General features: G+C 71.9%; 22 protein-coding genes and 1 pseudogene. 8 read left to right on the top strand and 15 right to left on the bottom strand.

Features of this window, described 5'->3' with window-relative positions:
• The first annotated feature begins 219 nt into the window (after nucleotides 1-219).
• The 3 genes from ACIRD7_RS32010 to ACIRD7_RS32000 all read left to right on the top strand — a co-directional run bounded on the left by ACIRD7_RS32010 (nucleotide 220) and on the right by ACIRD7_RS32000 (nucleotide 2,810).
• The gene (locus tag ACIRD7_RS32010) at nucleotides 220-825 is read left to right on the top strand and encodes a hypothetical protein (RefSeq protein ID WP_403459059.1); all 606 of its coding nucleotides are present in this window, start codon (nucleotides 220-222) and stop codon (nucleotides 823-825) included.
• 83 nt (nucleotides 826-908) lie between these two features.
• The gene (locus tag ACIRD7_RS32005; RefSeq protein WP_403459057.1) at nucleotides 909-1,640 is read left to right on the top strand and encodes a 3-keto-5-aminohexanoate cleavage protein; all 732 of its coding nucleotides are present in this window, start codon (nucleotides 909-911) and stop codon (nucleotides 1,638-1,640) included.
• 102 nt (nucleotides 1,641-1,742) lie between these two features.
• Complete coding sequence (locus ACIRD7_RS32000; RefSeq protein WP_403459055.1) at nucleotides 1,743-2,810, top strand: RNA ligase (ATP); 1,068 nt, start codon at nucleotides 1,743-1,745, stop codon at nucleotides 2,808-2,810.
• Between the two features lie 12 nt (nucleotides 2,811-2,822).
• Here the strand turns inward: ACIRD7_RS32000 and soxR are convergent, their stop codons facing one another.
• On the bottom strand, nucleotides 2,823-3,302 hold the full coding sequence (gene soxR, locus ACIRD7_RS31995) for a redox-sensitive transcriptional activator SoxR (protein WP_403459054.1): 480 nt from the start codon (nucleotides 3,300-3,302) through the stop codon (nucleotides 2,823-2,825).
• 112 nt (nucleotides 3,303-3,414) lie between these two features.
• Between soxR and ACIRD7_RS31990 the strand changes: the two genes are divergently transcribed.
• A complete protein-coding gene (locus ACIRD7_RS31990; RefSeq protein WP_403459052.1) occupies nucleotides 3,415-3,876 on the top strand; it encodes a MaoC family dehydratase in 462 nt (153 codons plus the stop codon).
• Nucleotides 3,877-3,903: 27 nt separating this feature from the next.
• Here ACIRD7_RS31990 and ACIRD7_RS31985 read toward each other — a convergent pair whose 3' ends face one another.
• The 3 genes from ACIRD7_RS31985 to ACIRD7_RS31975 form a co-directional block, all read right to left on the bottom strand.
• Nucleotides 3,904-4,527, bottom strand: coding sequence for a TetR/AcrR family transcriptional regulator (locus ACIRD7_RS31985; protein ID WP_403459050.1), 624 nt, complete (start codon nucleotides 4,525-4,527; stop codon nucleotides 3,904-3,906).
• 89 nt (nucleotides 4,528-4,616) lie between these two features.
• Complete coding sequence (locus ACIRD7_RS31980; RefSeq protein ID WP_403459049.1) at nucleotides 4,617-4,862, bottom strand: YiaA/YiaB family inner membrane protein; 246 nt, start codon at nucleotides 4,860-4,862, stop codon at nucleotides 4,617-4,619.
• 75 nt (nucleotides 4,863-4,937) lie between these two features.
• Nucleotides 4,938-6,089, bottom strand: a complete 1,152-nt coding sequence (locus tag ACIRD7_RS31975) for an acyl-CoA dehydrogenase family protein (protein WP_403459048.1) — start codon at nucleotides 6,087-6,089, stop codon at nucleotides 4,938-4,940.
• A gap of 104 nt (nucleotides 6,090-6,193) precedes the next feature.
• On the opposite strand from ACIRD7_RS31975, the gene ACIRD7_RS31970 reads away from it, so the two are divergent.
• From ACIRD7_RS31970 to ACIRD7_RS31960, 3 genes are all read left to right on the top strand, one after another.
• On the top strand, nucleotides 6,194-6,832 hold the full coding sequence (locus tag ACIRD7_RS31970; RefSeq protein WP_403459047.1) for a TetR/AcrR family transcriptional regulator: 639 nt from the start codon (nucleotides 6,194-6,196) through the stop codon (nucleotides 6,830-6,832).
• A 46-nt stretch (nucleotides 6,833-6,878) separates the two neighbouring features.
• Nucleotides 6,879-7,589 carry an ArsR/SmtB family transcription factor gene (locus ACIRD7_RS31965; protein ID WP_403459046.1) on the top strand — a complete coding sequence of 237 codons (711 nt, stop codon included), beginning with the start codon at nucleotides 6,879-6,881 and terminating at the stop codon, nucleotides 7,587-7,589.
• 181 nt (nucleotides 7,590-7,770) lie between these two features.
• Complete coding sequence (locus ACIRD7_RS31960) at nucleotides 7,771-8,712, top strand: DMT family transporter (protein WP_403459045.1); 942 nt, start codon at nucleotides 7,771-7,773, stop codon at nucleotides 8,710-8,712.
• Here the strand turns inward: ACIRD7_RS31960 and ACIRD7_RS31955 are convergent.
• The 11 genes from ACIRD7_RS31955 to ACIRD7_RS31905 form a co-directional block, all read right to left on the bottom strand.
• A complete protein-coding gene (locus ACIRD7_RS31955; protein ID WP_403459044.1) occupies nucleotides 8,704-10,026 on the bottom strand; it encodes an MFS transporter in 1,323 nt (440 codons plus the stop codon). The genes ACIRD7_RS31960 and ACIRD7_RS31955 overlap by 9 nt on opposite strands.
• Nucleotides 10,027-10,152: 126 nt before the next feature.
• On the bottom strand, nucleotides 10,153-11,232 hold the full coding sequence (locus tag ACIRD7_RS31950) for a Zn-dependent alcohol dehydrogenase (RefSeq protein ID WP_403459043.1): 1,080 nt from the start codon (nucleotides 11,230-11,232) through the stop codon (nucleotides 10,153-10,155).
• Between the two features lie 11 nt (nucleotides 11,233-11,243).
• On the bottom strand, nucleotides 11,244-12,632 hold the full coding sequence (locus tag ACIRD7_RS31945; RefSeq protein ID WP_403459042.1) for an aldehyde dehydrogenase family protein: 1,389 nt from the start codon (nucleotides 12,630-12,632) through the stop codon (nucleotides 11,244-11,246).
• Nucleotides 12,633-12,717: 85 nt separating this feature from the next.
• Entirely contained in the window at nucleotides 12,718-13,170 is a 453-nt protein-coding gene (locus ACIRD7_RS31940) for a DUF3574 domain-containing protein (RefSeq protein WP_403459041.1), read from the bottom strand.
• Between the two features lie 30 nt (nucleotides 13,171-13,200).
• Nucleotides 13,201-14,541 carry an ABC transporter ATP-binding protein gene (locus ACIRD7_RS31935; RefSeq protein ID WP_403459040.1) on the bottom strand — a complete coding sequence of 447 codons (1,341 nt, stop codon included), beginning with the start codon at nucleotides 14,539-14,541 and terminating at the stop codon, nucleotides 13,201-13,203.
• 230 nt (nucleotides 14,542-14,771) lie between these two features.
• Nucleotides 14,772-15,845: a class F sortase gene (locus ACIRD7_RS31930; protein ID WP_403459039.1), complete on the bottom strand. Its 1,074-nt coding sequence runs from the start codon at nucleotides 15,843-15,845 to the stop codon at nucleotides 14,772-14,774.
• Nucleotides 15,835-16,446, bottom strand: coding sequence for a hypothetical protein (locus ACIRD7_RS31925; RefSeq protein WP_403459038.1), 612 nt, complete (start codon nucleotides 16,444-16,446; stop codon nucleotides 15,835-15,837). The genes ACIRD7_RS31930 and ACIRD7_RS31925 overlap by 11 nt, the downstream gene beginning before the upstream one ends.
• A gap of 99 nt (nucleotides 16,447-16,545) precedes the next feature.
• Nucleotides 16,546-17,775 carry an MFS transporter gene (locus tag ACIRD7_RS31920; protein ID WP_403459381.1) on the bottom strand — a complete coding sequence of 410 codons (1,230 nt, stop codon included), beginning with the start codon at nucleotides 17,773-17,775 and terminating at the stop codon, nucleotides 16,546-16,548.
• Between the two features lie 49 nt (nucleotides 17,776-17,824).
• A complete protein-coding gene (locus ACIRD7_RS31915; RefSeq protein WP_403459379.1) occupies nucleotides 17,825-19,276 on the bottom strand; it encodes a CitMHS family transporter in 1,452 nt (483 codons plus the stop codon).
• Between the two features lie 98 nt (nucleotides 19,277-19,374).
• Nucleotides 19,375-21,627 carry a molybdopterin oxidoreductase family protein gene (locus tag ACIRD7_RS31910; protein ID WP_403459037.1) on the bottom strand — a complete coding sequence of 751 codons (2,253 nt, stop codon included), beginning with the start codon at nucleotides 21,625-21,627 and terminating at the stop codon, nucleotides 19,375-19,377.
• A gap of 129 nt (nucleotides 21,628-21,756) precedes the next feature.
• Nucleotides 21,757-22,371 carry a TetR family transcriptional regulator gene (locus ACIRD7_RS31905; RefSeq protein ID WP_403459036.1) on the bottom strand — a complete coding sequence of 205 codons (615 nt, stop codon included), beginning with the start codon at nucleotides 22,369-22,371 and terminating at the stop codon, nucleotides 21,757-21,759.
• Between the two features lie 474 nt (nucleotides 22,372-22,845).
• Between ACIRD7_RS31905 and ACIRD7_RS31900 the strand changes: the two are divergent.
• A pseudogene (locus ACIRD7_RS31900) lies at nucleotides 22,846-23,089 on the top strand (hypothetical protein); the annotation flags it as partial.

Below are 23,089 nucleotides of genomic sequence, written 5' to 3'. Positions count from 1 at the left end.
GACGAGGGTGGGCCCGTGACTGTTACCGCCGGTATCCCCGGGATTGAAGGTGAACATGCGTCACTTTTGGAGCCACCAGGGCTCGCTATGGAGGTCATCTGAAATCGGATGGAGCCGATTCGCATGTCGATACGTCTATTCGTCAACGTCGCGCGAAGTCCGTGCGGCGACGCCGAAGTGACCGAAGTACAGGTGCAGGTGTGACGGAGGTGCAGGGCGATGGCCGGTTTCCGGAGTCTGGCGAGACAGGTGCGCGATCCGCGGTGCGATCTCGCGCTGCGGCGCTATTCGCTGCGTAAGTGCCTTGAGCGGTTCGCTCCTTACGGGCACAGGGCGACCTGGGACCACTTGTGCTCCCGGGCGGGATTCGGTCCGGAGGACCGGTCCCCGGATCCGGCGCGGCTCGTGGCCGCGTTGGAGGAGCTGGAAGAGGCGCGTTCGGTCTGGCTGGCCTATGAGGTCAAGTTCGCCGAGCGGCGCAAGAAGGAGAAGCACGACGGGCTGCGCAGGCCGGGCAGCGTGGACGACTGGCACCGGCTGACCTGGGGCGGTTTCGGTGTCGCCTGGTGCGATGACCCCCGGGTGCACCCGCATGAACCCCTGGCCGAGGTGCTGCGTCGGCTGATCGCCGCACTGGAGCGCGAACCTGGCTCGGAGTGCCCGGTGTGCGGCGGGGAGCGGCTCAGCTGGAAGTACGACCTGGCCCATGAACCGTCGTCGGGTCCGGTCTGCACGGAATGCGGCATCGTCGTGCCGCGTCCGGTGCTCACGCCCGAAGCGCTGGCGGCGTCGCGGCGCGGACGGCGGCTGCTCGTGTCCGCCTAGTACGACGGGGGTGCGCCGGGGATGCCGCACCCCCTTTTGCCGCCGCGGACCCCACTGTCAGTGGCGCCTGACACCATCGGCACATGATCCAGGTGTGTCTCAACGGCTCCCGCGGGGCGGGCGAAGGCGCGGTGGTGCCGCTCTCTCCCGAGGCGCTGGCCGAATCCGCGGCCGAGGCGGTCGCGGCCGGGGCCACGGACATCCATGTCCACCCCAAGACCCCCTGCGGACAGGACAGCCTGTCGCCGCGCGTCCTCGCGCCGGCGCTGGCGGCGATCCGCGCGCGGGTGCGGGTGCCGGTAGGTGTGACCACGGGTGCCTGGGCGGAACCTGATCCGGCGGCCCGGCTCGAGCGCGTCCGCAGCTGGCGGGTGCTCCCGGACCACGCCTCGGTCAACTGGCACGAGCCGGGCGCCGAAGAGGTGGCGGCGGCGCTCATGGAGCGCGGCGTCGGCGTGGAGGCGGGCATCTGGTCCGGCACGGACGCGGCGGCACGCTTCGCCGCCTCGCCGCTGGCTCCTCGGGTGCTGCGCGTGCTGGCGGAGGTGACCGACACTTCGGCGGAGACGGCCGAGGACACCGCGCGCGCGTTGCTGACCGACCTGGGCGCGGCGTTCGGCCGCCCGGTGCTGCTGCACGGGGAGGACGGGGGCGCGTGGCCGGTGCTGCGCCTGGCTGGACGGCTCGGACTGGCGACCCGGATCGGCCTGGAGGACACGCTGGTCCTGCCGGACGGAAACCGGGCGATCTCCAATGCCCGGTTGGTGACCGAGGGGTTGCGCCTGTACGCGGAGAACCGGCGCTGCTCATCGTGAAGATCGCGACGGTAGCAGCCGCTAAACCGCTCGCACCATCCCTTTCCCGTACGGACAGTTGGGGGCGATGAAACACACCTGAGGCACACCGAGGAGCCCCCGATGTCGACGCTGCGCGTCACCGCCGAAGTCCTGACCGTTCACGAACATCCCAACGCCGACGCGCTGGAGCTGGCCCAGGTGGGTCTGTACCGGGCCGTCGTCGCCAAGGGCGCGTACCGGACCGGTGAGGCCGCCGTGTACATCCCCGAGCAGTCCGTGCTTCCGAGCGGGCTGATCGAGGAGCTGGGGCTGACCGGGCGGCTGGCGGGAAGCAACGCCGACCGGGTCAAGGCGGTGCGGCTGCGCGGTGAGCTGTCGCAGGGGATCGTGTGCCGGCCGAAGGAGCTGGCCGACGTCGATCTGGCGCGGGCGGCCTCGCAGGGCACGGACTTCGCGGAGCGGCTGGGGATCTCGAAGTGGGTGCCGCCGATCCCGCCGACGATGTCCGGGGACGTCGAGCCGGCGCAGGACCTGCTGCCGTGGGTCGACATCGAGAACATCCAGCGGTATCCGGACATCTTCGCCCCGGGCGAGCCGGTGGTGCTGACCGAGAAGCTGCACGGCTCGGCGTGCCTGGTGACGTATGTCGCCGACGAGGAGCGGGTGTACGTCTCCTCCAAGGGCTTCGGCGCCAAGTCGCTGGCGCTGCGGGAGGAGTCGCGGAACCTGTACTGGCGGGCGGTGCGCGGGCACGGCGTCGCCGAGGCCGCGGCGCGACTGGCCGAGCGGCTCGGGGCGCGGCGGGTCGGGATCTTCGGTGAGGTGTTCGGCGCCGGTGTGCAGGACCTGACGTACGGGGCCGACGGCCGGCGCGAGTCGCTGGGCTACGCCGCGTTCGACGTGTCCGCGGAGATCGACGGTCAGGTGGGGTGGCTGGACGCGGCGCAGGTCCTGGAGGGCGAACTCCCTCTGGTACCACGGCTGTTCGAGGGCCCCTTCGACATCGAGCGGGTGCTGGAGGTCGCGACGGGACGGGAGACCGTCTCCGGTCGGGAGCTGCATCTGCGGGAGGGCGTGGTGATACGTCCCGCCGTGGAGCGGTACAGCCCGGTGACCGGGGGGCGGGCGATCGCGAAGGCGGTCAGCCCGGCGTATCTGACCCGGAAGGGCGGGACCGAGTACGAGTAAGCGCCGGGGAGCCTAGGCCCCCGCCTTCGGCTCCCGTGCCCGCTCCGCCATCAGCCGCGACCCCGTCAGCCGTTCGCCGAAGACGTCATCGGGGTTGGACAGGACACAGGTGTCCAGGGACAGGCAGCCGCAGCCGATGCAGTCGGTCAAGTGGTCGCGGAGGCGGTTCAGTTGCTTGATGCGTTCGTCCAGTTCCGAGCGCCAGGCCTCCGACAGGCGCGCCCAGTCCTCGTGGGTGGGCGTGCGCTCCTCGGGGAGTTCGGCGAGCGCCTCGCGGATCGTGGCGAGGGGGATGCCGACGCGCTGCGCGGCCCGGACGAAGGCGACCCGGCGCAGCGTGTCACGGGAGTAGCGGCGTTGGTTGCCGGCGGTGCGGCGGCTGCTGATCAGGCCCTTGGACTCGTAGAAGTGCAGGGCGGAGACGGCGGCGCCGCTGCGGGCGGCGAGCTGGCCGACCGTGAGCTCGTGGATCTTCTCGGGGATCTGGGGCACCCCTCAGACCCTACCCATCCCCAGATGGCCCCGGTCCGTTGACAGGGTCTCCGCGACCTAGCATGCTAAGCAGTCGCTTAGATATGACACGTGCGACGCGGGAGGCCGGGACATGGCAGAGCCGAGGATCTTCACTTCCGCCGACGACCTGAAGTCGGCGGTGGGCGAGCAGCTGGGGTACACCGACTGGCTGGAGGTCGACCAGAAGCGGATCGACCTGTTCGCCGAGGCCACCGGTGATCACCAGTGGATCCATGTCGACCCGGAGAAGGCCGCCGCCGGGCCCTTCGGGACCACCATCGCCCACGGCTACCTCACCCTGTCGCTGCTCCCGCTCTTCGGCCCCCAGCTCATCAAGGTCGAGGGCGTGAAGATGGGCGTCAACTACGGCACCAACAAGGTGCGCTTCCCCGCCCCGGTCCCGGTCGGCTCGCGGCTGCGCGCCACCGCCACCATCACCGGCGTGGAGGACGTGACGGGCGGTATCCAGGTCGCGGTCGCGTTCACCGTCGAGCGCGAGGGCGGGGACAAGCCCGTGTGCGTCGCCGAGTCCGTGTCGCGCTACTACGTGTAGCGGGCCCGCCGGACTCCCGGCCGGCCCCTACTTCACTCCCACCATCCGCAGCACGAGGTCGGCGTACAGCGCGCCGACCTCGTCCGGCGTCCAGGGACCGTCGACGTTGAACCAGCGGGCCACGTCGATGCACAGCGAGAGCACCGCGAGGGTCGTGCCCTTCACGTCGAGGACGTCGAAGTCACCTGCCGCCACGCCGTCGTCGATGATCCCGCGCACCTCGGCGTCGCACTGCCGGCGCAGGGCGAGGATCTCGGCGCGGGCGTCCGGGCCGAGCGAGTCCAGCTCGTACTGCACGACCCGCGCGGTGGTCCGCCCCCCGGCGTGCCAGCGCACGAAGGAGCTCACGGCGTCGGAGAGCCGCTCGGCCGGGGTGCCCTCGCGCCGGGCCGCCGTACGCAGGATGTCGAGGGCCTTCTCGTGGCCGATCCTGCTGATGCGGTGGAGCAGCTCTTCCTTGGTCTTGTAGTGGATGTACAGCGCGGCCGGGCTCATACCGGCGCGGCCCGCGATGTCACGGGTCGTCGTGGCGTGGTAGCCGCGCTCGGCGAAGGCCTCCACGGCGGCGATCAGCAGCCGCCGGGCCGCGTCGGGCGTGACCTCGGCCCACGCCGACGTCTCGCCGCCGGCCGTCTCCTCCGCCGTACTCATCGCTCACTCGCCCCTCTCGCAGACAGAGGCACCACCATACCGCCCAAGGTGAGCGGGCGCTTAGTGGAGCCCGGTCGCCGGCCCGCGCCTCAGAGCTTTTCGAAGGGGTGGTACGCGCGCTCCGCCGCCTCCTGCCGGTCCCGGATCACCTTGGCGAGGGTGAACGCGGAGGTCACGAGGTACAGGACGGCGATCCCGAGGAAGGCGCGCACCCAGGCGTCCGCGTTCAGCTTGAAGATGCCGATGGCGGTCGCGGCCATGGCCACCGCGAAGGAGGCGACGGCCTGGCCGTAGAAGGCGGCCGTGTTCTGCTGCTTGCCCGATGCGTCACTCATGGGGACAAGGATCGGCGGATGTGGTCGCCGCCACATCCGCAGAAGTACCTAGGAGGTACTCACGTACTCACCCGCTCAGAACGCCGAAACCCCCGTCAGCGCCCGCCCGATGAGCAGCTTCTGGATCTGACTGGTGCCCTCGTAGAGGGTCATCACGCGGGCGTCCCGCAGCAGCTTGCCCGCCGGGTACTCGTCGATGTAGCCGTAGCCGCCGAAGACCTGGAGGGCGTTGTTGGCGGCGCGCACGGCCGCCTCGGAGGCGAAGAGCTTGGCCTTGGAGGACTCCACGGCGAAGGGCTGCCCGCGGTCGATCAGGTCGGCGACCCGCCAGGTCAGCAGCCGTGCCGCGTCCACGTCGACGGCGATGTCGCTGATCAGTTCCTGGACCAGCTGGTGCCGGGCGATCGGCGCGCCGAACTGCTCGCGCTCCCCGGCGTACCGGACGGCCGCGTCCAGGGCGGCCTGGGCTATGCCCACGCACCCCGCGGCGACCGACATCCGCCCCTTGGCCAGGGCCGACATCGCGACCGAGAAGCCCTTGCCCTCCTCCCCCAGCATGGCCGCCGCGGGCACCCGTACGTCCTGGAGGACCAGCTCGGCGGTGGCCTGGCCGCGCAGCCCCAGCTTGCCGTGGATGGTGCGGCGGGTCAGTCCGGGGGTGTCGGTGGGGACGAGGAAGGCGCTCACGCCCTTGTGGCCCGGCGCGTCGGTGGAGCGGGCGAAGAGCAGGACGACGTCGGCCCAGGTGCCGTTCGTGATGAACATCTTGGTGCCGTTGATGACGTAGTCCTCGCCGTCGCGCACCGCCCGGGTGGTGAGGTTGCCCGCGTCGGAGCCGGTGCCCGGCTCGGTCAGGCCGAAGCAGCCGACCAGCTCGCCCGCGGTGAGGCCGGGCAGCCAGCGCCGCCTCTGCTCCTCGCTCCCCCAGCCGGCGATCGTCTTGGCGACCAGCCCCAGGGAGACCGACACGATCCCGCGCACCGAGGAGTCGCCCCGGCCCAGTTCCTCCGTGACCAGGCAGTACGCGAGATGGTCGCCGCCCGAGCCGCCGTACTCCTCGTCGATCGTCAGGCCCAGGAAGCCGACCTCGCCGAGCTTCTTGACGATGGAGCGGTCGACCTCCTCGGCGCGGTCCCACGCGACCGCGTTCGGGGCGATCTCGCGCTCCACGAAGTCCCGGGCGAGCCGCCGGACGGCGGTCTGCTCCTCGCTGAGCTCCAGGTTCATGCAGAGTCACCCCACTGACGGTGGACACGTACGGCCGGACATTGAAAGCCGTACATTTAAATTAGCACTGCTAGTTTCCGTTGGGCAGCCCTAATATGTGCGCCATGGCCCGACCGCGCAAGCCCCTCCTCAGCTACGACCGGATCGTCGAGACGGCGCGCGAACTCGTGGACGCGGAGGGCCTGTCGGCCGTCTCCACGCGCCGGCTCGCCGCCGAGCTGGGCGTGAGCGGGCCGTCCCTCTACAACCACTTCCGCACGAAGGACGAGATCCTCGAGGCGGTCGCCGACTCGGTGAGCGCCCAGGTCGATCTGTCGATGTTCGAGGACGGCCGGGACTGGCGGACGGCGCTGCACGACTGGGCCGTCTCCTACCGGGCGGCCCTGCGCGACCACCCGAACATCGTGCCCGTCCTCGCGCGCGGCCCCGGCCGCCGGCCGGCGGCCCTGCGGCTCGCCGACGCCGTCTACGGCGCGATGGTCGCCGCGGGCTGGCCGCCGGCGCAGGCCACGTCCATCGGCGCGCTGATGCGGTACTTCATCATGGGCTCGGCGCTCGGCTCGTTCGCCGGGGGCTTCGTGGACGACGCGAGCGCGTACGACCCGGCCGACTATCCGCACCTCGGGCAGGCCCACCTCCTCGCCGACCAGCAGGAGAAGATCGACGAGCGGGCCTTCGAGACCGGGCTGACGGCGCTGCTGGACGGGCTGGCGCGGCAGTACGAGCAGGCCACCAGGGCGTAGTCATCCTTCGGCCGGCACCGAAGTGTCCGTGCCGCATCCTGGACGCATGACCACCAGGAATCCGCAGGCACGCCGACTGGCCCGCCTCGCCGCGCTCGTCGCCGACGAGACCCGGGCGGCCTGTCTGCTGGCGCTGCTCGACGGCCGGGCGTGGACCGCCGGTGAGCTGGCGCGGCACGCCGGGGTGGCCGCGTCGACGCTGAGCGAGCACCTCGGCAAGCTCGTCGCGGGCGGGATGCTCACCGAGGAGCGCCAGGGGCGCCACCGGTACGTACGGCTCGCCGACGCGCGGGTCGCGCAGCTGGTGGAGGACCTGGCCGCCCAGGTGGGTCCGGCGGCGCCCCAACGGCCCCGGAATCTACGGGAGTCCAGCGCGGGCTCGGCGATGGCCCGCGGCCGCACCTGCTACGACCATCTCGCCGGGCGGCTCGGCATCGCGCTCACCGACGCGCTGACCTCGCGCGGGCTGCTGCGGCAGGACACGGGGTTCGCGCTGACCGACGCGGGGATCGGCTGGTTCGATGTCGCCGGCATCTCCCTCGACCGTTCGACGCGTCGTCCGCTGGCCCGGGGCTGCCTCGACTGGACCGAACGCCGCCCTCATCTCGCCGGCGTCGCGGGCGCGGCTCTGTGCCGGCATGCGTTGGAGGCGGGGTGGTGTGTGCGGATCGGGTCGGAGCGGGCCGTACGCGTGACTCCGTCGGGGGCGCGGACGTTGGGGGAGCTCTTGGGCATCGAGGCAGGGGCGTTGCGGTGACCCGGCGGCTGAGGGGGTGGTGCTCCGTGTTGTGTGCCGGGTGCGGGTGTGTGGGGGTTTGTCGCGCAGTTCCCCGCGCCCCTGGTGGGTTGCGGTCGGCGGTGCCCTGACCGGGACCGGCATCCACGCCTCGTCCGAAAGCCGCCAGCCTTCGCCGGTCTTCCTTTCTAGCCTCTGGAGCATGATGAACGTCTCCTCTGCCCGCCGTACGGAGCTGCTCGCCGCCGGTGCCGCCACCGTCACCGTCGTTCTGTGGGCCTCCGCCTTTGTGTCGATCCGCAGTGCGGGCGACGAGTACTCGCCGGGCGCGCTGGCGCTGGGGCGGCTGCTCGTCGGTGCCCTGGTGCTGGGGGTCATCTGTCTGGTCCGGCGGGAAGGGCTGCCGCCGCGGGCGGCGTGGCCCGGGATCGCGATATCGGGGCTGCTCTGGTTCGGGTTCTACAGCGTCGTGCTGAACTGGGGCGAGCAGCGGGTGGACGCCGGTACGGCGGCTCTCGTGGTGAACATCGGGCCCATCCTGATGGCGCTGCTGGCCGCCCGGGTGCTCGGCGATCCGATGCCGCCGCGGCTGCTGGCCGGGATGGCGGTGTCGTTCGCGGGCGCGGTGACCGTGGGGCTGTCGATGTCGGGTGGGGGTGGCTCCTCGCTGCTGGGCGTGGTGCTGTGCCTGCTCGCCGCGATCGGCTACGCGGGCGGTGCCGTGGCGCAGAAGCCGGCGCTCGGCCATGCGAGCGCGCTCCAGGTGACGACGTTCGGCTGCCTGGTCGGCGCGGTGCTCTGTCTGCCGTTCGCCGGGCAGCTGGTCGGCGATCTGGCCGACGCCTCGCTCTCGGCCACGCTCAACATGGCTTACCTGGGCGTCTTTTCACTGGCACTGGCCTTCACGACCTGGGCGTACGCCCTGGCCCGTACCACGGCCAGCCGGATGGGCGCGACCACTTACGCGGTGCCCGCGCTGGTCGTACTGATGTCCTGGCTGGCGCTCGGCGAGGTGCCGGGGCCGCTCACGCTGGTGGGCGGGGCGATGTGTCTGGCGGGGGTCGCCGTGTCGCGGTCCCGCGCCCGGGCCGCCCGGGTCGTGGCCGGTGTGCCACAACCCGAGCAGACCCGCGAATCAGCGTGAACGCGCCCTGTCCGCGAGGACCTTGATGGACAGCAGCGCGATCACCGACAGGCCGATGATGTAGCCCGAGACCGCCATCGACGTGCCCGTGGCCTCAAGCAGCAGCACCATGATGAAGGGCGCGAGGCCACCGCCGAGCACGGCCGCGATCTGGTAGCCGAGGGAGGCGCCGGTGTAGCGCATCTCGGGCGTGAACAGCTCGGCGAACAGGGCCGCCTGGGGGCCGTACATGATGCTCAGGAAGCAGCTGGCGACGAACGTGCCGACGGCCAGCCACAGCAGCGAGCCGGTGTCGATCAGCAGGAACAGCGGTACGGCCCACAGCGCGATGCCGGCCGCGCCGATCGCGTAGATCCGGATGCGGCCGAACTTGTCGGAGAGCGCGGCGGCGGCCGGGATCAGCACCAGCTGGGTGAGGCTGATGCAGAGCGAGACCATGAGGACGGCGCTCTTCTTCATGCCGAGTTCGCGGGTCGTGTAGTCGAGCACGCCGGTGATGATGATGTAGAAGGTCGCCGTGTTCACGGCGAAGGAGCCGCCGGCGAGGAGCACCGTGCCGAGGTGGTCGCGCAGGATCGTGCGCAGCGGAGAGGACTGCTCGCCCTTCTCCTTCTCGGCCAGCTTCCGCTCCGCCTCCCGGAATTCGGGGGTCTCCTCGACGCGGGTGTGGATGTACCAGGCGAGCACGAGGACGAACAGGCCGACCAGGAACGGCACCCGCCAGGCCCAGGCCGCGAACTCGGAGTCGGTGGTGAACGCGCCGGCCAGCAGGAACACCGTGTTGGCGGTCACCACGCCGATGGGGACGCCGAGCTGGACGAAGCTGCCGTAGATGCCGCGCTTGCCCTCGGGGGCGTACTCGGTGGCCATCAGCATCGCGCCGCCCCACTGGGCGCCTACCGCGATGCCCTGCAGCACGCGGAAGAGGACCAGCAGGATCGGGGCGGCGACGCCGATCGTCTCGTAGGTCGGGAGCAGGCCGATGCCGGTGGTGGCGATGCCCATGAGGGTGAGCGCGAGGACCAGCATGGGCTTGCGGCCCCGCTTGTCGCCGAGCTGGCCCGCGACGATGCCGCCGATGGGCCGGGCCAGGAATCCGACGGCGAAGGTGGCGAAGGCGGCGAGCACTCCGGCGGTGGGGCTGCCGGCCGGGAAGTACAGATCGCCGAGGACCAGGGCGGCGGCGATGCCGAAGACGAAGTAGTCGTACCACTCGACGGCCGAGGCGAGGGCCGCCGCTGTGGCCACGCGGCGCCGGTTGACCGTGGGGAGGGCGGTCGTGGTGGCGGGGTGAGCGGAGGGGGCCATGTCCATGCGTGCACGCTCCGATGGGTGCGGTGGGGACGTTGGCGGCGAACATACTGACCGGCCGGTATGGGGTCAACGGTTGTGCACGAAGGTTGCCCGGGGCATCGGGAGCCCCGGGCAACACCAGAGGGGTCAGAACACCACCAGGGCCCGGCCGCCCTTGCCCGCGATCATGTTCTCGAAGGCCGCCGGGATTCCGTCCAGCGCGATCCGTTCCGTCACCAGAGCGCCCAGGTCCAGGCGCCCGGCGCGTACGTGCTCGGCCAGCACCGGCAGGTCCCGCGCCGGGTCGGAGTTGCCGTAGACGCAGCCGGAGAGGGTGCGGCCCCAGTGGAAGATCTCCAGGGCGTTGAAGGTGACCTGCTGGTCCTTGCCGCCGATGCCGACGACCGTGGTGCGGCCGCCGCGGCGGGTGGCGTCCCAGGCGGCGCGGATCGTGGTCGCCCGGCCGACGCACTCGACGGACACGTCCACGCCCTGCTTGCCGGTCAGGCCCCGGATCTCGCGGGCGGTGTTCTCGGAGGCGACGACGTAGTCGGTGGCTCCCGCCGCGCGCGCGAGCTCCTCCTTCTCCGGGGAGACGTCGACGGCGACGATCTTCGCCGCGCCCGCGATCCGGGCCGACTGGAGGGCGGCCAGGCCGACGCCTCCGACGCCGAAGACGGCGACGCTCTCCCCCTCCCGCACCCGTGCCGAGTGGTGCACGGCGCCGTAACCGGTGAGCACGGCACAGCCCAGCAGGGCGGCGTCGGTGAGCGGGACGCCGGCCGGAAGCGGCAGCAGGCAGCCCACCGGGACGACCGTCTCCTCGGCGAACGCGGCGACGTTCAGACCGGGGTGCAGGTCGGTGCCGTCCGCGGTACGGGCGTGGACGTCGGCGGCGCCGTTCAGCGCGTTGGCGCACAGCCACACCTCGCCGAGCCCACAGGCGTGGCAAGTTCCGCAGGACGGCGCCCAGTTGAGGACCACGCCGTCGCCGGGCGCGACCTGCGTGACCCCCTCCCCCACGGCCACCACCGTGCCCGCGCCCTCGTGACCCAGGACCGCGGGAACCGGGACGCGCATGGTGCCGTTGGACAGGGACAGGTCGGAGTGGCAGACGCCGGCGGCGGCGAGCCGGACGCGGACCCGGCCGGGTCCGGGGTCGGGCAGATCGATGTCGGTGACCTCCAGGGGGGCACCGATGGCGGGCAGGACGGCGGCGCGAACCATGTGCGGGCTCCTCAGAACTGCAGGGACTTGGTCTGGAGGTACTCGGCCAGGCCGTGCGTGCCGAGCTCGCGGCCGACGCCCGACTGCTTGTAACCCCCGAAGGGGGCGCTGACGTTGAAGCGGCCGCCGTTGATGTCGACCTGCCCGGTGTCCATCCGGCGCGCGAAGGCGACCGCCTCCGCCTCGTCGCCGGCCCAGACGGCGCCCGCGAGGCCGTAGACGGTGCCGTTGGCGATGCGCAGGGCGTCCTCCTCGTCCTCGTACCTGAGGACGGACAGGACGGGGCCGAAGATCTCCTCCTGCGCGATGGCCATGTCGGGGGTCACGTCCGCGAAGACGGTCGGGCTGACGAAGTAGCCCCGCTCGCGCGGCGCCTCGGTGCCGCCCGCGACGAGTCGCGCTCCTTCGGCCACCCCCCTCTCGATGTAGCCGAGCACCCGCTCCTGCTGCTGGGCGCTCACCACCGGCCCGATCCGCTCGCCGTACTTCGTGGCGGCGGCCGCGGCCAGTTCCACGGCCTCGTCGTACTGGTCGCGGTGGACCAGCATCCGGGTCCAGGCGCTGCACGTCTGCCCGGAGTTGGACATGACGTTGGCGACGCCGACGTTGACCGCGGTGGCCAGGTCGGCGCTCGGCAGGATGACGTTGGCGGACTTGCCGCCGAGCTCGAGCGCGACCTTCTTGATCGCCGCGCCGGCCACCGCGCCGATCCGCCGGCCGACGGCGGTGGAGCCGGTGAAGGAGACCAGGTCGACGCCCGGGTGTTCGGCGAGGGCCTGCCCGGCGACCGGGCCGAGGCCGGTGACCAGGTTGAAGACGCCCGCGGGGACACCGGCCGCGTCGACCGCCTCGGCGAAGAGCTGGGCGACCAGCGGGGTGTTCTCGGCGGGCTTCAGCACCACCGTGCAGCCGGCCGCGAGCGCTGGGGCGACCTTGGCGACGATCTGGTGGAGCGGGTAGTTCCAGGGCGTGATCGCGCCCACCACGCCGATGGGCTCCAGGTACACGGTCGAGTTGCCGACCTTCTCCTCGAAGGCGTACGTCGCCGCCAGTTCGGCGTACGTGCCCGCGACCGCGATCGGCGCGCCCGCGTGCACCGACTGGGAGAACTTCGGCGGCGAGCCGAGCTCGGCGGTGACCGTCTCGGCGATCTCGTCCTTGCGTGCCGCCAGGGCGTCCCGCAGCGCGGCCAGTCGCGCGGCCCGTTCCGCGGGCGGGGTCGCGGCCCAGCCGGGGAGGGCTGCGCGGGCGGCCCGTACGGCGGTGTCGACATCGGCGGCGGTGCCGGCCGGGACCCGGCCGATGACCTGCTCGTCCGCCGGGTTCACCACCTCGATGACGTCCCGTCCGTCGGCGGGGCGCCAGGCGCCGTCGATGTACAAGCCGTCGTGTGCCTTCATCACGCTTCCTCCCGGGCGGGCCACATGGTCGTCCGGCACATAAACTAGCGGCGTTAGTTTTAGGGCGCCAGACCGCTCCATGACATCAGAAGTCGACGCGCGCCCCGTCGTCCACCCTCCCCACCGCCTCCTGACCGAAGGCCTTCTCGTAGGCGCGGCGGATCCCCTCGATCCTGCGGTCACTGGCGCCCGCCCGGGCCGGGGGGTACAGCAGGATCAGCTCGTACGACCGCTCCTTCTCGATCGCCCCGCTCGCGTCCCGCCACTGCCCGCGCCCGGCCTGGATGGTCAGGCCGTCCGGGAAGTCCGGCGTGACCTCCTCGTCGACGAACGCCATGAACTGCTCGTCGGTGACGGCCGGACCGCCGTCGGGGCGCGCGGTGCCGAAGAGCAACCGGGTCTCGACATACGGCTCTCCGCGCGCCGACGCCGGGCCGGGGCCGGCCTCGAGGGTGGCGTACGCGGTCGGCGCGCCGACGGCGAGGAGCAGGCCGGCCACCGACAGAGCGACCCTGGTCCGGGTGAGTTGCACATTCATGCCCGCATGGCTACCTATTCCCGACAGGCCTTATTCGTCCAGGTCGGGCAGCCGCGCCGGGGCCGGGCACATGCGTTCGCCGTGCTGGTCGAAGACGAACAGGTGGGCGATGTCGACGAGGAGCGGGACCTGCATGCCGTGCCGGAGTTCGATGTCCGGCGTGGTGCGGACGATGAGGTCGCCGGGGAGGCGGCCCTCGGGCGGCGCGGCGTCGGGAGCTGGGTCGGCCGGGTGCTCCAGCGTCAGCACGGGCCCGGCGCGCAGGGCGGCGGCCGCGCGGCCGCGGAGCCGGTCCAGCACCGTGCCGGTGTCACGGCGGCGGCGCCGGACCGGGGGGACCGGGCGCGGGGCCTCCAGGTCCGGTACGACGGCCGGCCGGGAGCCGGTGTTGAAGTGGACGAGGACCTCGTGACCCTGGAACTCCACATGCTCGACCAGCCCGGTGATGTGCGCCTCGCCGGGCCGCGCCTCGGCGGGCTTGGCGATGCGCACGGCCTCCGAACGCAGGCCCACGATGACCTCACGCCCCTGCTGCACCCGGAGCAACTGGTGGTCCAGGCACAGGGGTTCGGGCAGCCGGAGGTACTGCTTGCCGAGGCTGATGGTCATCGCGCCGTCCAGCGGGGCGCGCACGACGCCGCGCAGCAGGTTGATGCGCGGGATGCCGATGAAGGCGGCCACGAAGACGTTGCGGGGCAGCGCGTAGACCGAGCGCGGGGTGCCGACCTGCTGGAGGACGCCGCCGCGCATGACGGCCACCCGGTCGCCGAGCGACATCGCCTCGGCCTGGTCATGGGTGACGTAGACCGTGGTGGTGCCCAGCTTGCGGGTGAGGCCGCTGATCTCGGCGCGCAGGTGGTTGCGGAGTTTGGCGTCGAGGTTGGACAGCGGCTCGTCCATCAGGAACGCGGTGGGGTGCCGGGCGATGGCCCGGCCCATGGCGACGCGCTGGCGTTCGCCGCCGGACAGCTGCGCGGGAAAGCGGTCGAGCAGGTCCTCGATGCCGAGCATGCGGGCGGTGGCGTCCACCCGCGGGCGCGGGTCCGCGCCGGGGGACTCGATGCGCAGCGGGAAGCCGATGTTGTCGCGGCTGGTCATGCTCGGGTAGAGGGCGAAGTTCTGGAAGACCATCGCCATCCGGCGATCGGCGGGCAGCATGTCGTCCGCCGCCTCCCCGTCGAGCAGCAGTTCGCCCTCGTCGATCTCCTCCAGACCGGCGATCATCCTGAGCACGGTGGACTTGCCGCAGCCGGACGGCCCGAGCAGGACGAGGAACTCGCCGGGTTCGATGTCCAGCGAGAAGCGGTCCACGACGCGGACGCCTCGCGTGTATGCCTTGCTGACGTCGTGCAGGGAGATGGCGCGTGTCATGACGGATGCCCCCGGGGGCTCAATCAGGCGCCAGGGCACGTCCGGCTGCCGGTACGCACTTCCGGCTCGCGCTGGTGCCGGACGGCCCTGATGCTCCGCGGTCGAACGCTCCGTGCGGGTCGTACGGGGCGTGTGAGTCACGGAAGTTAACGGAATGTGTGCGGCCGGGGGAAGGGAACGGGCGGGATCGGGCGCGACGGTCCGGTATGCGGGCAAACGGACGATCGGATTCAGCGCCGGCCGACGCGCTTCGGCTCCTTGGTCGCGACGAGATGGGCGTAGACGACGACGTTGCCGGTGTAGCCGGTCCTGCGGTTGTAGTTGCCGCCGCAGGTGATCAGCCGCAGCTCCGGGCGGGACCGGGCGCCGTACACCTCGCGGTTGGGGAACTTGTCCTTCTCGTACGTCTTGATCTTGTCGACCGCGTAGACGGCGGTCCGTCCGTCCGCGCGCCGGATCTCGACGCGTTTGCCGCGCTTCAGTTCGCCGAGCCCGCCGAAGACGGCCGGGCCGGTGTCGGTGTCGAGGTGGCCCACCGCGATGGCCGTGCCCTGCTCGCCCGGGGAGGGTCCGTCCGCGTACCAGCCGGCCAGGTTGGGCTCGGACGCCGGGGGCGCGGGCAGGCGCCGCTCGCTGTCGAGGTGCAGGTCCATCAACGGCGCGTCGACGCTGATGTAGGGGATGACGAGGCGGGTGGCACGGGAGCGGGGCAGGGTGCGCGGGCCGCCGGGGCGCTTGCCGGCCGTCGCGGTGCGGGCGGGGAGGGGCGGGGAGGAGGTCGGGGGCGGGGCCGGAGTCGGGACGCCCGTCGGGACCGTGGTCTGGGCCGGGGTACCGAATGGCGCCGTGGTACCGGGATACGCCGTGGTGCCGGGATATGCCGTGGTGCCGGGATACGCCGTGGTGCCGGATGGCGCCGTGGTACCGGGATAGGCAGTGGTACCGGATGGCGCCGTAGTACCGGGATACGCCGTGGTACCGGGATATGCCGTGGTGCCGGAAGGTACCGCGGCCGAGCTGCCGGCGGGCTGCTGGGGTGATGCCGCACCGGCGTCGGCGGGCGAACCGCCCGCGGCGGGGCGGGAGTCGGCGCCGGGGATGGCGCCCTCCCCGCCGGCACCGGAACCGGTGTCGGCGGCTCGGACCTCGGAGGCCTCGGCCGAACCCGGAGCGGTCGTACCGGCTCCGGGCCTGTCGTGGTCGCACCGGACGCAGACCACGATCAGCGAGACGGTCAGTACGGCCGTCCTCGCCAGCCGGAAGGCACGTCTGCGGTACCAGGGCCTGCGCCTTCTACGCGCCATGCGTACGGCGACGGAGCCGGAACCAGATCACCCCGCCCACCGCGGCGAGACCGACGACACCGGCGCCGGCGACGGTGGTGAAGGCCTCGTCGCGCGCGATGCCGCCGCCACCGGCGGGCGGACCGCCCTGCGGGGTGGGCGTCGACATCGAGGCCCGGCAGTCGACCGTGAACTGCTTCTGCCGCTCGGCGCCCGTCATGCCCGCGAACGACCAGGACAGCTGGTACTCGCCGTCGGGCAGGTTCAGGTCCTCGGTGTGGCCGATGCCGGTGTCGTTGAGGAGGTTGAGGGTCCCGCGGAGCGTGGCACCACCCGTCACCGGCGGCTGGGTCTCGATGCGCCAGGTGACCGCGTCGACGGTCTCGAAGTTGGCTGCGTCGAGGTAGAACCGGCAGACCCTCGGCTCGTCGATCGCGTCCCCGTATGGCGTGCGCCGCACTCCGTCCCACGGCGCCGTGTGGATCTTGAGGGTGCCGTTGTCGCCGGGGGCCATCGGAGCGGCCCCCGCCGTCGGCATACCGGAGAGCGGAGTCAGCGCGGCGGTCAGCGCCGTGACGGCGACGACGCGTGCCGCGCGGCGAGGAAGAGACGTGGTGGGCATGCGATCCTCCGAGTCAGACGATTTTCGTACAAATCGCTCTTCGTCTGACTCTCTTTCACATATGCACGTCGAATCGTGGAAGCAGGGCCTTACGGCCCATCAGATACCACTCTTTCGACGCAAGATCGCCGCCATCCCGCGCCTTCGGCCCACTTCCCGCGTCGGTCCGCCCGGTGCCCGCAGCGCCGTCCCCGCCGAGACGAGCAGCAGCGCGCCCAGCATCACGAACGGCGCCGCCACCCCCGCGAGCCCCGCGATCAGGCCCGCCGACGCCGGGGCGGCGACCTGGCCGAGGCGGTTGCCGGTCAGCCGCAGGGCGAGGGCGGTGGAGCGGGCGCCCTCGGGGGCCGCCTGCACGACGGTCGTCATGGAAAGCGGCTGGCCGACGCCGAGGCAGAAGCCGAGCACCGCCAGCATCACGGCGAGGGCCCACACCGGCACCGGCAGCGCGATGCCCGCGCACAGCAGGGCGGCCAGCAGACAGGTCACCGTCAGCAGCAGGGTGCGGCCGAGGATCCGCAACAGGGGCGTCAGCACCAGCCGGCACGCGATGGTGGCCGCCGCGCGCAGGCTGAGCAGGAGGCCGATCACCGAGGGCGCGATGCCCCGGTGCTCGCCGACCACCGGTAGATAAGCGGTGAGGATGTCGGTCGCGGACAGCACGGCGAGGCTGATGAAGATGCCGGCGGGCACGCCCCTGGCGCCCAGGATGCGCCGGACGGGGACCCGCCCGGCCTGTTCCTTGCGGGACTTGGCCGTCGTACGGCTCTCTATGCGCCACAGCGAGGTGAGCGCGACCGCGCCACCCGCGCCCGCCACCAGCAGGGCGAGCGCGCTGGTGCCCGCCATGTCCCGGCCGCCGATCAGCGCGCCCGCCGCGATCGGGCCGACGAGCTGGCCGAGGGAGGCGCCGATGGTGAAGTGGCCGAAGTTGCGGTCCTGTTCGTGCGACGCGGACTGGCGGGCGACGATCGACTGGGCGCCGATGACGAAGCAGAGGTGACCGAGGCCCATGACCCCGCTCCAGACCGCCATCGTCCACAGCGAGTCCGCGATGCCGCTCAGCGCGCAGCCGCCGGAGATCAGGACCACACCGGCGGGCAGCAGCGGCGCACAGCGGCCGTGGTCGGTACGGCGGCCCAGCGGGACGGCGACGAACAGCGGGAGCAGGGCGTACACCCCCGCGATCACACCGATCGCCCGCTCGTCCGCGCCCAGCGCGAGGGCCCGGTAGGAGACGGCGGGCCGGGCCATCGACACCGCCCCTTGCGCGAAGCTGAAGGCGATGACGAGGCGGAGCAGCCAGCCGCGGTTCCCACCGGGCGCTATCAACGGGTCCTCCTGGAATGGTACTTGCGGTGCTCGCGGTGCTTGACGGTCAGATGATTCCGAACAGCATTCCGGCCGCGAGAATGACCAGGCAGGTGAGCGCGGCCCACTTCACGACGAACCTGGTGTGGTCGCCGAACTCCACCTTGGCCATGCCGACGAGGACGTACACGGCGGGGACGAGCGGGCTCGACATGTGCAGCGGCTGTCCGACCAAGGAGGCGCGGGCCATCTCCAGCGGGGTGACGCCGTGCGCCGCGCCTGCTTCGGCGAGGACCGGCAGGACGCCGAAGTAGAAACCGTCGTTGGACATGAAGTAGGTGAGCGGAAGGCTCAGCAGGCCGGTGACCAGGGCCATGTGCGGGCCCATGCCCTCGGGGATGACGTCCACCATCCACTTGGCCATGTGGTCGACCATGCCGGTGCCCTGGAGGACGCCGGTGAAGACGGCGGCGGCGAAGACCATGCCGGAGACGTTGAGCACGTTGTCGGCGTGGGCGGCCAGCCGGGCCTTCTGGTCGGGGATGTGCGGGAAGTTCACGGTCAGCACGAGCGCGGCACCCAGCAGGAACAGCACCGGGATCGGCAGCCACTCCATGATCATGGCGGTCAGCAGGGCGACCGTCAGCAGCGCGTTGAACCAGTACAGCTTGGGGCGCAGGGTGGCCCGGTTCGGGTCGAGGGCCTGGAAGCGCTCGTCGTCCTCGGCGTCGCCCTCCGCGTCGGTGCCGGAGCCCGAACCGCCGGTGCTCGCCGGGGACTTGGCCGTACCGGAGCCACCGGAGCCGGCGGCACCCACGAGGACGCTCTCGGCCTCCTTCTCCTCGACCAGGACCTCGTCCAGCGTGAGCACGCCGAGGCGCTTGCGCTCGCGCAGACCGAGGAAGTACGAGAGGACGAAGACGGCCAGCAGGCCGACGGCGAGGGCCGGGATCATCGGGACGAAGATGTCGCTGGCGTCGAGCTTGAGCGCGGTGGCGGCGCGGGCGGTCGGGCCGCCCCACGGCAGGGTGTTCATCACGCCGTTGGCCATCGCGGCGACACCGGTCATCACGACCAGGCTCATCTTCAGGCGCTTGTACAGCGGGTACATCGCCGAGACGGTGATCATGAAGGTGGTCGAGCCGTCACCGTCGAGGGAGACGATCGCGGCGAGGATCGCCGTGCCGACGACGACCCTCATCGGGTCGGCCTTGCAGAACTTCAGGATTCCCCGAACGATCGGGTCGAAGAGGCCGACATCGATCATCACACCGAAGTAGACGATCGCGAACATGAGCATCGCCGCGGTGGGGGCGAGGCTGGTGACGCCTTCGATGACGTAGTCACCGAGCTTGGCGCCCTTTCCGACGAATACGCAGAACAGTGCCGGAATCAGTACGAGCGCCGCGATCGGCGACATCTTCTTCATCATGATCAGGACCAGGAAGGTCGCGATCATGGCGAAGCCGAGGATGGTCAGCATGAGTGGATACCTAACGTTCGCCCTTGAACATCCCACGAGGGCCGGGGGTGCGACGACGTTAGGTCCGGTCAAGCGACGTTAACAAGACGTTGACATGCGAGCAATAAGCGCAAAACTCCAGGTCAGAGCTTTGCTCAGGTCAGAGCCGTGATCTTTTCGGACACCGGGGTCACTTCGACGGGCACTCCGTTGAGGACGGCGTTGCCCGACAGCGGGTCGAGCAGGCTGCCGTCGAGGAGCTGGTTGACGTTGACTCCCGGGTCGGTGGCGGCGTGCCCGAGGCGGGTGCCGGGGCGGTCGTGCCCCCAGCCGTGCGGCACGCTCACCACACCCGGGCGCACCGCGTCGGTGACCTCCGCGGGGGCGCTCACCTCTCCCCCGGCACCCTTGAGGCGTACGACGGCCCCGTCCCGTACGCCGAGCCGCTCGGCGTCCTGCGGGTGGATGTGCACGGTGCAGCGGTTGGAACCGCCGGTGAGGGCGGGCACGTTGTGCATCCAGCTGTTGTTGGAGCGCAGATGGCGCCGGCCGACGAGGACCAGTCCGTCGGGACGCTCGCGCAGGGCCGCCCGCAGTCGGGGCAGGTCGCCGGCGATGGGCCCCGGCAGCAGCTCGACCTTGCCGCTGGGCGTCTTCAGCGGCTGGGGAAGGCGGGAGGCGAGCGGCCCGAGGTCGATGCCGTGCGGATGCGCCAGCAGCTTCTCCAGGGTCAGCCCGTCCGGTCGTACGCCGAAGCCGTCGCCGTAGGGGCCGAGGCGCAGCATCATGTCGAGCCGTCGCTCGGGGCCGCTCTCGCCGGTGAGCTGGGCGGCGAGTTCCTTCGGGTCGCGGCCGTGCGCGGGCGAGTGGGGCTCCGTGACGGCCTTGCCGAGGGTCTGTTCGATGATCATCGCGTCGACGGCGGCCGGGTCGGCGCCGTGCATGCCGGTGGCGGCGAGGATCAGCCGGGCCAGGATCTCGGACTCGGCCATGCGGCCGGGCTCCAGCGGGACGGCGGCGCGGCTGTAGCGGACCTGGTTGCGCACGGCGAGGGTGTTGAAGGCGAAGTCGTGGTGCGGGCTCTGCGAGGGCGGCGGCGGGGGCAGCACGACGTCGGCGTGGCGCGAGGTCTCGTTGAGGTACGGATCGACGCTGACCATGAAGTCGAGCGAGCCGAGCGCCTTGTCGAGCCGGTCGCCGTCGGGTGCCGACAGGACGGGGTTCGCGGCGATGGCGACGAGAGCCCGGATCGGCTCGCCCTCCTCGGTGGCGGTGTCGATCTCCTCGGCGAGCGCGGACAGCGGCAGCTCGCCCTTGGCCTCGGGGTGCCCGCTGACCCGGGAGCGCCAGCGGCCCAGCGCGAACCCGCGGCCGGGGCCTGCGGGTCGGGGCGTCTTGTCGGTGGCGGCCTGCGGGAAGAGGGCGCCGCCGGGGCGGTCGAGGTTGCCGGTGAGGATGTTCAGGATGTCGACGAGCCAGCTGGCCAGGGTGCCGTGCGGGACGGTGCAGCTGCCGATGCGGCCGTAGACGGCGGCGGTGGGTGCGGCGGCGAGTTCGCGGGCCAGGGCACGGATGGTGCCGGCGTCGATGTCGCAGGCGTCGGCCACGGCCTCGGGGGTGAAGTCCCGTACCTCCGCGCGCAGTTCCTCGACGCCCTGGACGTGTGGCGTCAGCTCCCCGAGCGCGACCAGGTCTTCCTCGAACAGCACGGACGCCATGGCGGCGAGCAGCAGCGCGTCGGTGCCGGGCCGGATCGCCAGGTGCCGGTCGGCGAGCTTGGCGGTGCGGGTGCGGCGGGGGTCGATGACGGTGAGGGTGCCGCCGCGGGCCTTGAGCGCCTTGAGCTTGCCGGGGAAGTCGGGGGCGGTGCACAGGCTGCCGTTGGACTCCAGCGGGTTGGCGCCGATGAGGAGGAGGTGGTCGGTGTGGTCCAGGTCGGGCACGGGGATGGCGAGGGCGTCGCCGTAGAGCAGTCCGCTGGAGACGTGCTTGGGCATCTGGTCGACCGTGGAGGCGGTGAAGACGCTGCGGGTGCGCAGGCCGGCGATCAGGACCGGCGGATAGAGCGCGCCGGCCACGGTGTGCACGTTGGGGTTGCCCAGCACGAGACCCACGGCGTTCGGTCCGTACCGCTCGACGACCGGGCGGATCCCGGCGGCGACCGCGTCGAAGGCCTCCTCCCAGGTGGCCTCGCACAGCTCGCCGTCCTTGCGTACGAGCGGGGCACGCAGCCGGTCGGGGTCCCCGTCGACGGCCCCGAAGGAGGCGCCCTTGGGGCAGATGAACCCCTTGCTGAAGACGTCGTCACGGTCCCCGCGGGCCCCGGTGACCTCGGTCCCCTCGATGGTGAGCGTGAGGCCGCAGGTGGCCTCGCACAGGGGGCAGATGCGCAGTGCGGTGCGGGACACGGGTCCTCCCAGGGATGGCGGCTACGGCGGCGCGCTGATTCCGCCCCGAGCATACCGACCGGTATGCATGGAGGGGAGCCCTCTTCGGGGACGAAGTCGTGAATTCGGGCGCTCCGCGGCGGGAGCGGGTCAGTCCAGCACCCGCGCCAGATACGCCCGCAGCATCTCCCGCGCCTCCGCCAGGATCCGCTCGTCACCCTCGGGTGCCACCCGGAAGGCCAGGTGGACCAGGGTGTCGGCGGTTTCGACGGCGACCAGGAAGGTGCGGCGCAGGTCCTCGTCCGGTTCGCGGTCGAGGTAGCCGGAGAGCAGGTCGGTCAGGCGGTCGGCGACGCGATGGTTGGGCTCGCCGCGGGTGCCGACAGGGATCTGGTTGCCGAAGTCGACGAGGGAGAAGCCCGGCGCGGTGCGCTTCATCGCGATGTACTCGTCGAGCACGGCGTCCATGGCCGCGGGCCAGCGCCCGTCGCCGGTCTCCTTGAGGCGCTCGGTGACGCGGGCGGTGTAGCGCTCGAGGTTGCGCTGGGCGAGGGCGTCGGCCATCTGCCGCTTGTTGCCGAAGAAGCGGTAGACCGACCCGATGGGCACGCCGGCCCGCTGGGCGACGGCCCGGGTGCTCAGGTCGTCGTAGCCGACCTCGTCGAGGAGGCCGGCACAGGCGTCGAGGATCCTGGTGAGCCGTTCGGCACTGCGCCGCTGCACGGGCGCCCTGCGTAGCGTTGCTGGATGGGGCACGGTCTTCATGATGCCTTTCCGGCTCGGTCCGGTGAACCCTTGCCCTCTGTACGGGAGCGGGTGACCGGGGCGCTCAGTGCGGCGGGTGACGGTGTCGGCGTCGATGCCGCGGCCGGTCGTGCCGTCGTCTGTGCGGGGGCCGATTGTGCCGTTGTCTGCGCCGCGGCCGGTCGTGCCGTTGTCCGCGCCGCGGCCGGTCGTGCCGTCGCCTGCGCCGCGGCCGGTCGTGCCGTCGCCTGCGCCGCGGCCGATTGTGCCGATGTCCGCACCGGGGCTGCCTCCGCTCCTGGCGCCGTGACGTCGGCGGCGCGGGCACCCGGAGCAGTCAGCGCCGCAGCCGACCGCCGTGGCGTCGAGGCCGCCGCCAAGTCCGCCCCAGAAGCCGGGGCGTCGGCAGGGCTCTCATCGGCGCGGACCCCTGAAGCGCCCAGCGCCGCAGCCGACCGCCGTGGCGTCGAGACAGCCACCTCCACCCCAGACGCCTTGACGTCGGCAGCACTAGACGCCCTGACGTCGGCAGCACTCCCGGCGGCGCGGACCCCCGCAGCACCCAGCACCCCAGCCGACCCCCTCGCCGTCGAGGCCGCCGCCGTCTCCACCCCCGACGCCGTGACATCGGCAGCACTCCCGCCGGCGCGGGCCCCCGCAGCACCCAGCACCCCAGCCGACCCCCTCGCCGTCGAGGCCGCCGCCGTCTCCACCCCCGACGCCGTGACATCGGCAGCAA

Source organism: Streptomyces sp. NPDC093568 (assembly GCF_044764945.1).
Taxonomy (GTDB): Bacteria; Actinomycetota; Actinomycetes; order Streptomycetales; family Streptomycetaceae; genus Streptomyces.
Note: the sequence above shows the minus strand (reverse complement) of the source record. Positions and strands in the feature narration are given on the sequence as shown.

What these genes read in the sequence shown, in the direction of transcription:
- ACIRD7_RS31960 (WP_403459045.1), top strand. Translation starts at nt 7,771, where the DNA reads ATGATGAACGTCTCCTCTGCCCGCCGTACGGAGCTGCTCGCCGCCGGT.
- ACIRD7_RS31975 (WP_403459048.1), bottom strand. Translation starts at nt 6,089, where the DNA reads ATGAACCTGGAGCTCAGCGAGGAGCAGACCGCCGTCCGGCGGCTCGCC.
- ACIRD7_RS32005 (WP_403459057.1), top strand. Translation starts at nt 909, where the DNA reads ATGATCCAGGTGTGTCTCAACGGCTCCCGCGGGGCGGGCGAAGGCGCG.
- ACIRD7_RS31990 (WP_403459052.1), top strand. Translation starts at nt 3,415, where the DNA reads ATGGCAGAGCCGAGGATCTTCACTTCCGCCGACGACCTGAAGTCGGCG.
- ACIRD7_RS31970 (WP_403459047.1), top strand. Translation starts at nt 6,194, where the DNA reads ATGGCCCGACCGCGCAAGCCCCTCCTCAGCTACGACCGGATCGTCGAG.
- ACIRD7_RS31940 (WP_403459041.1), bottom strand. Translation starts at nt 13,170, where the DNA reads ATGAATGTGCAACTCACCCGGACCAGGGTCGCTCTGTCGGTGGCCGGC.
- ACIRD7_RS31985 (WP_403459050.1), bottom strand. Translation starts at nt 4,527, where the DNA reads ATGAGTACGGCGGAGGAGACGGCCGGCGGCGAGACGTCGGCGTGGGCC.
- ACIRD7_RS32010 (WP_403459059.1), top strand. Translation starts at nt 220, where the DNA reads ATGGCCGGTTTCCGGAGTCTGGCGAGACAGGTGCGCGATCCGCGGTGC.
- ACIRD7_RS31905 (WP_403459036.1), bottom strand. Translation starts at nt 22,371, where the DNA reads ATGAAGACCGTGCCCCATCCAGCAACGCTACGCAGGGCGCCCGTGCAG.
- ACIRD7_RS31955 (WP_403459044.1), bottom strand. Translation starts at nt 10,026, where the DNA reads ATGGACATGGCCCCCTCCGCTCACCCCGCCACCACGACCGCCCTCCCC.
- ACIRD7_RS31950 (WP_403459043.1), bottom strand. Translation starts at nt 11,232, where the DNA reads ATGGTTCGCGCCGCCGTCCTGCCCGCCATCGGTGCCCCCCTGGAGGTC.
- ACIRD7_RS31925 (WP_403459038.1), bottom strand. Translation starts at nt 16,446, where the DNA reads ATGCCCACCACGTCTCTTCCTCGCCGCGCGGCACGCGTCGTCGCCGTC.
- ACIRD7_RS31945 (WP_403459042.1), bottom strand. Translation starts at nt 12,632, where the DNA reads ATGAAGGCACACGACGGCTTGTACATCGACGGCGCCTGGCGCCCCGCC.
- ACIRD7_RS31930 (WP_403459039.1), bottom strand. Translation starts at nt 15,845, where the DNA reads ATGGCGCGTAGAAGGCGCAGGCCCTGGTACCGCAGACGTGCCTTCCGG.
- ACIRD7_RS31935 (WP_403459040.1), bottom strand. Translation starts at nt 14,541, where the DNA reads ATGACACGCGCCATCTCCCTGCACGACGTCAGCAAGGCATACACGCGA.
- ACIRD7_RS32000 (WP_403459055.1), top strand. Translation starts at nt 1,743, where the DNA reads ATGTCGACGCTGCGCGTCACCGCCGAAGTCCTGACCGTTCACGAACAT.
- ACIRD7_RS31980 (WP_403459049.1), bottom strand. Translation starts at nt 4,862, where the DNA reads ATGAGTGACGCATCGGGCAAGCAGCAGAACACGGCCGCCTTCTACGGC.
- ACIRD7_RS31965 (WP_403459046.1), top strand. Translation starts at nt 6,879, where the DNA reads ATGACCACCAGGAATCCGCAGGCACGCCGACTGGCCCGCCTCGCCGCG.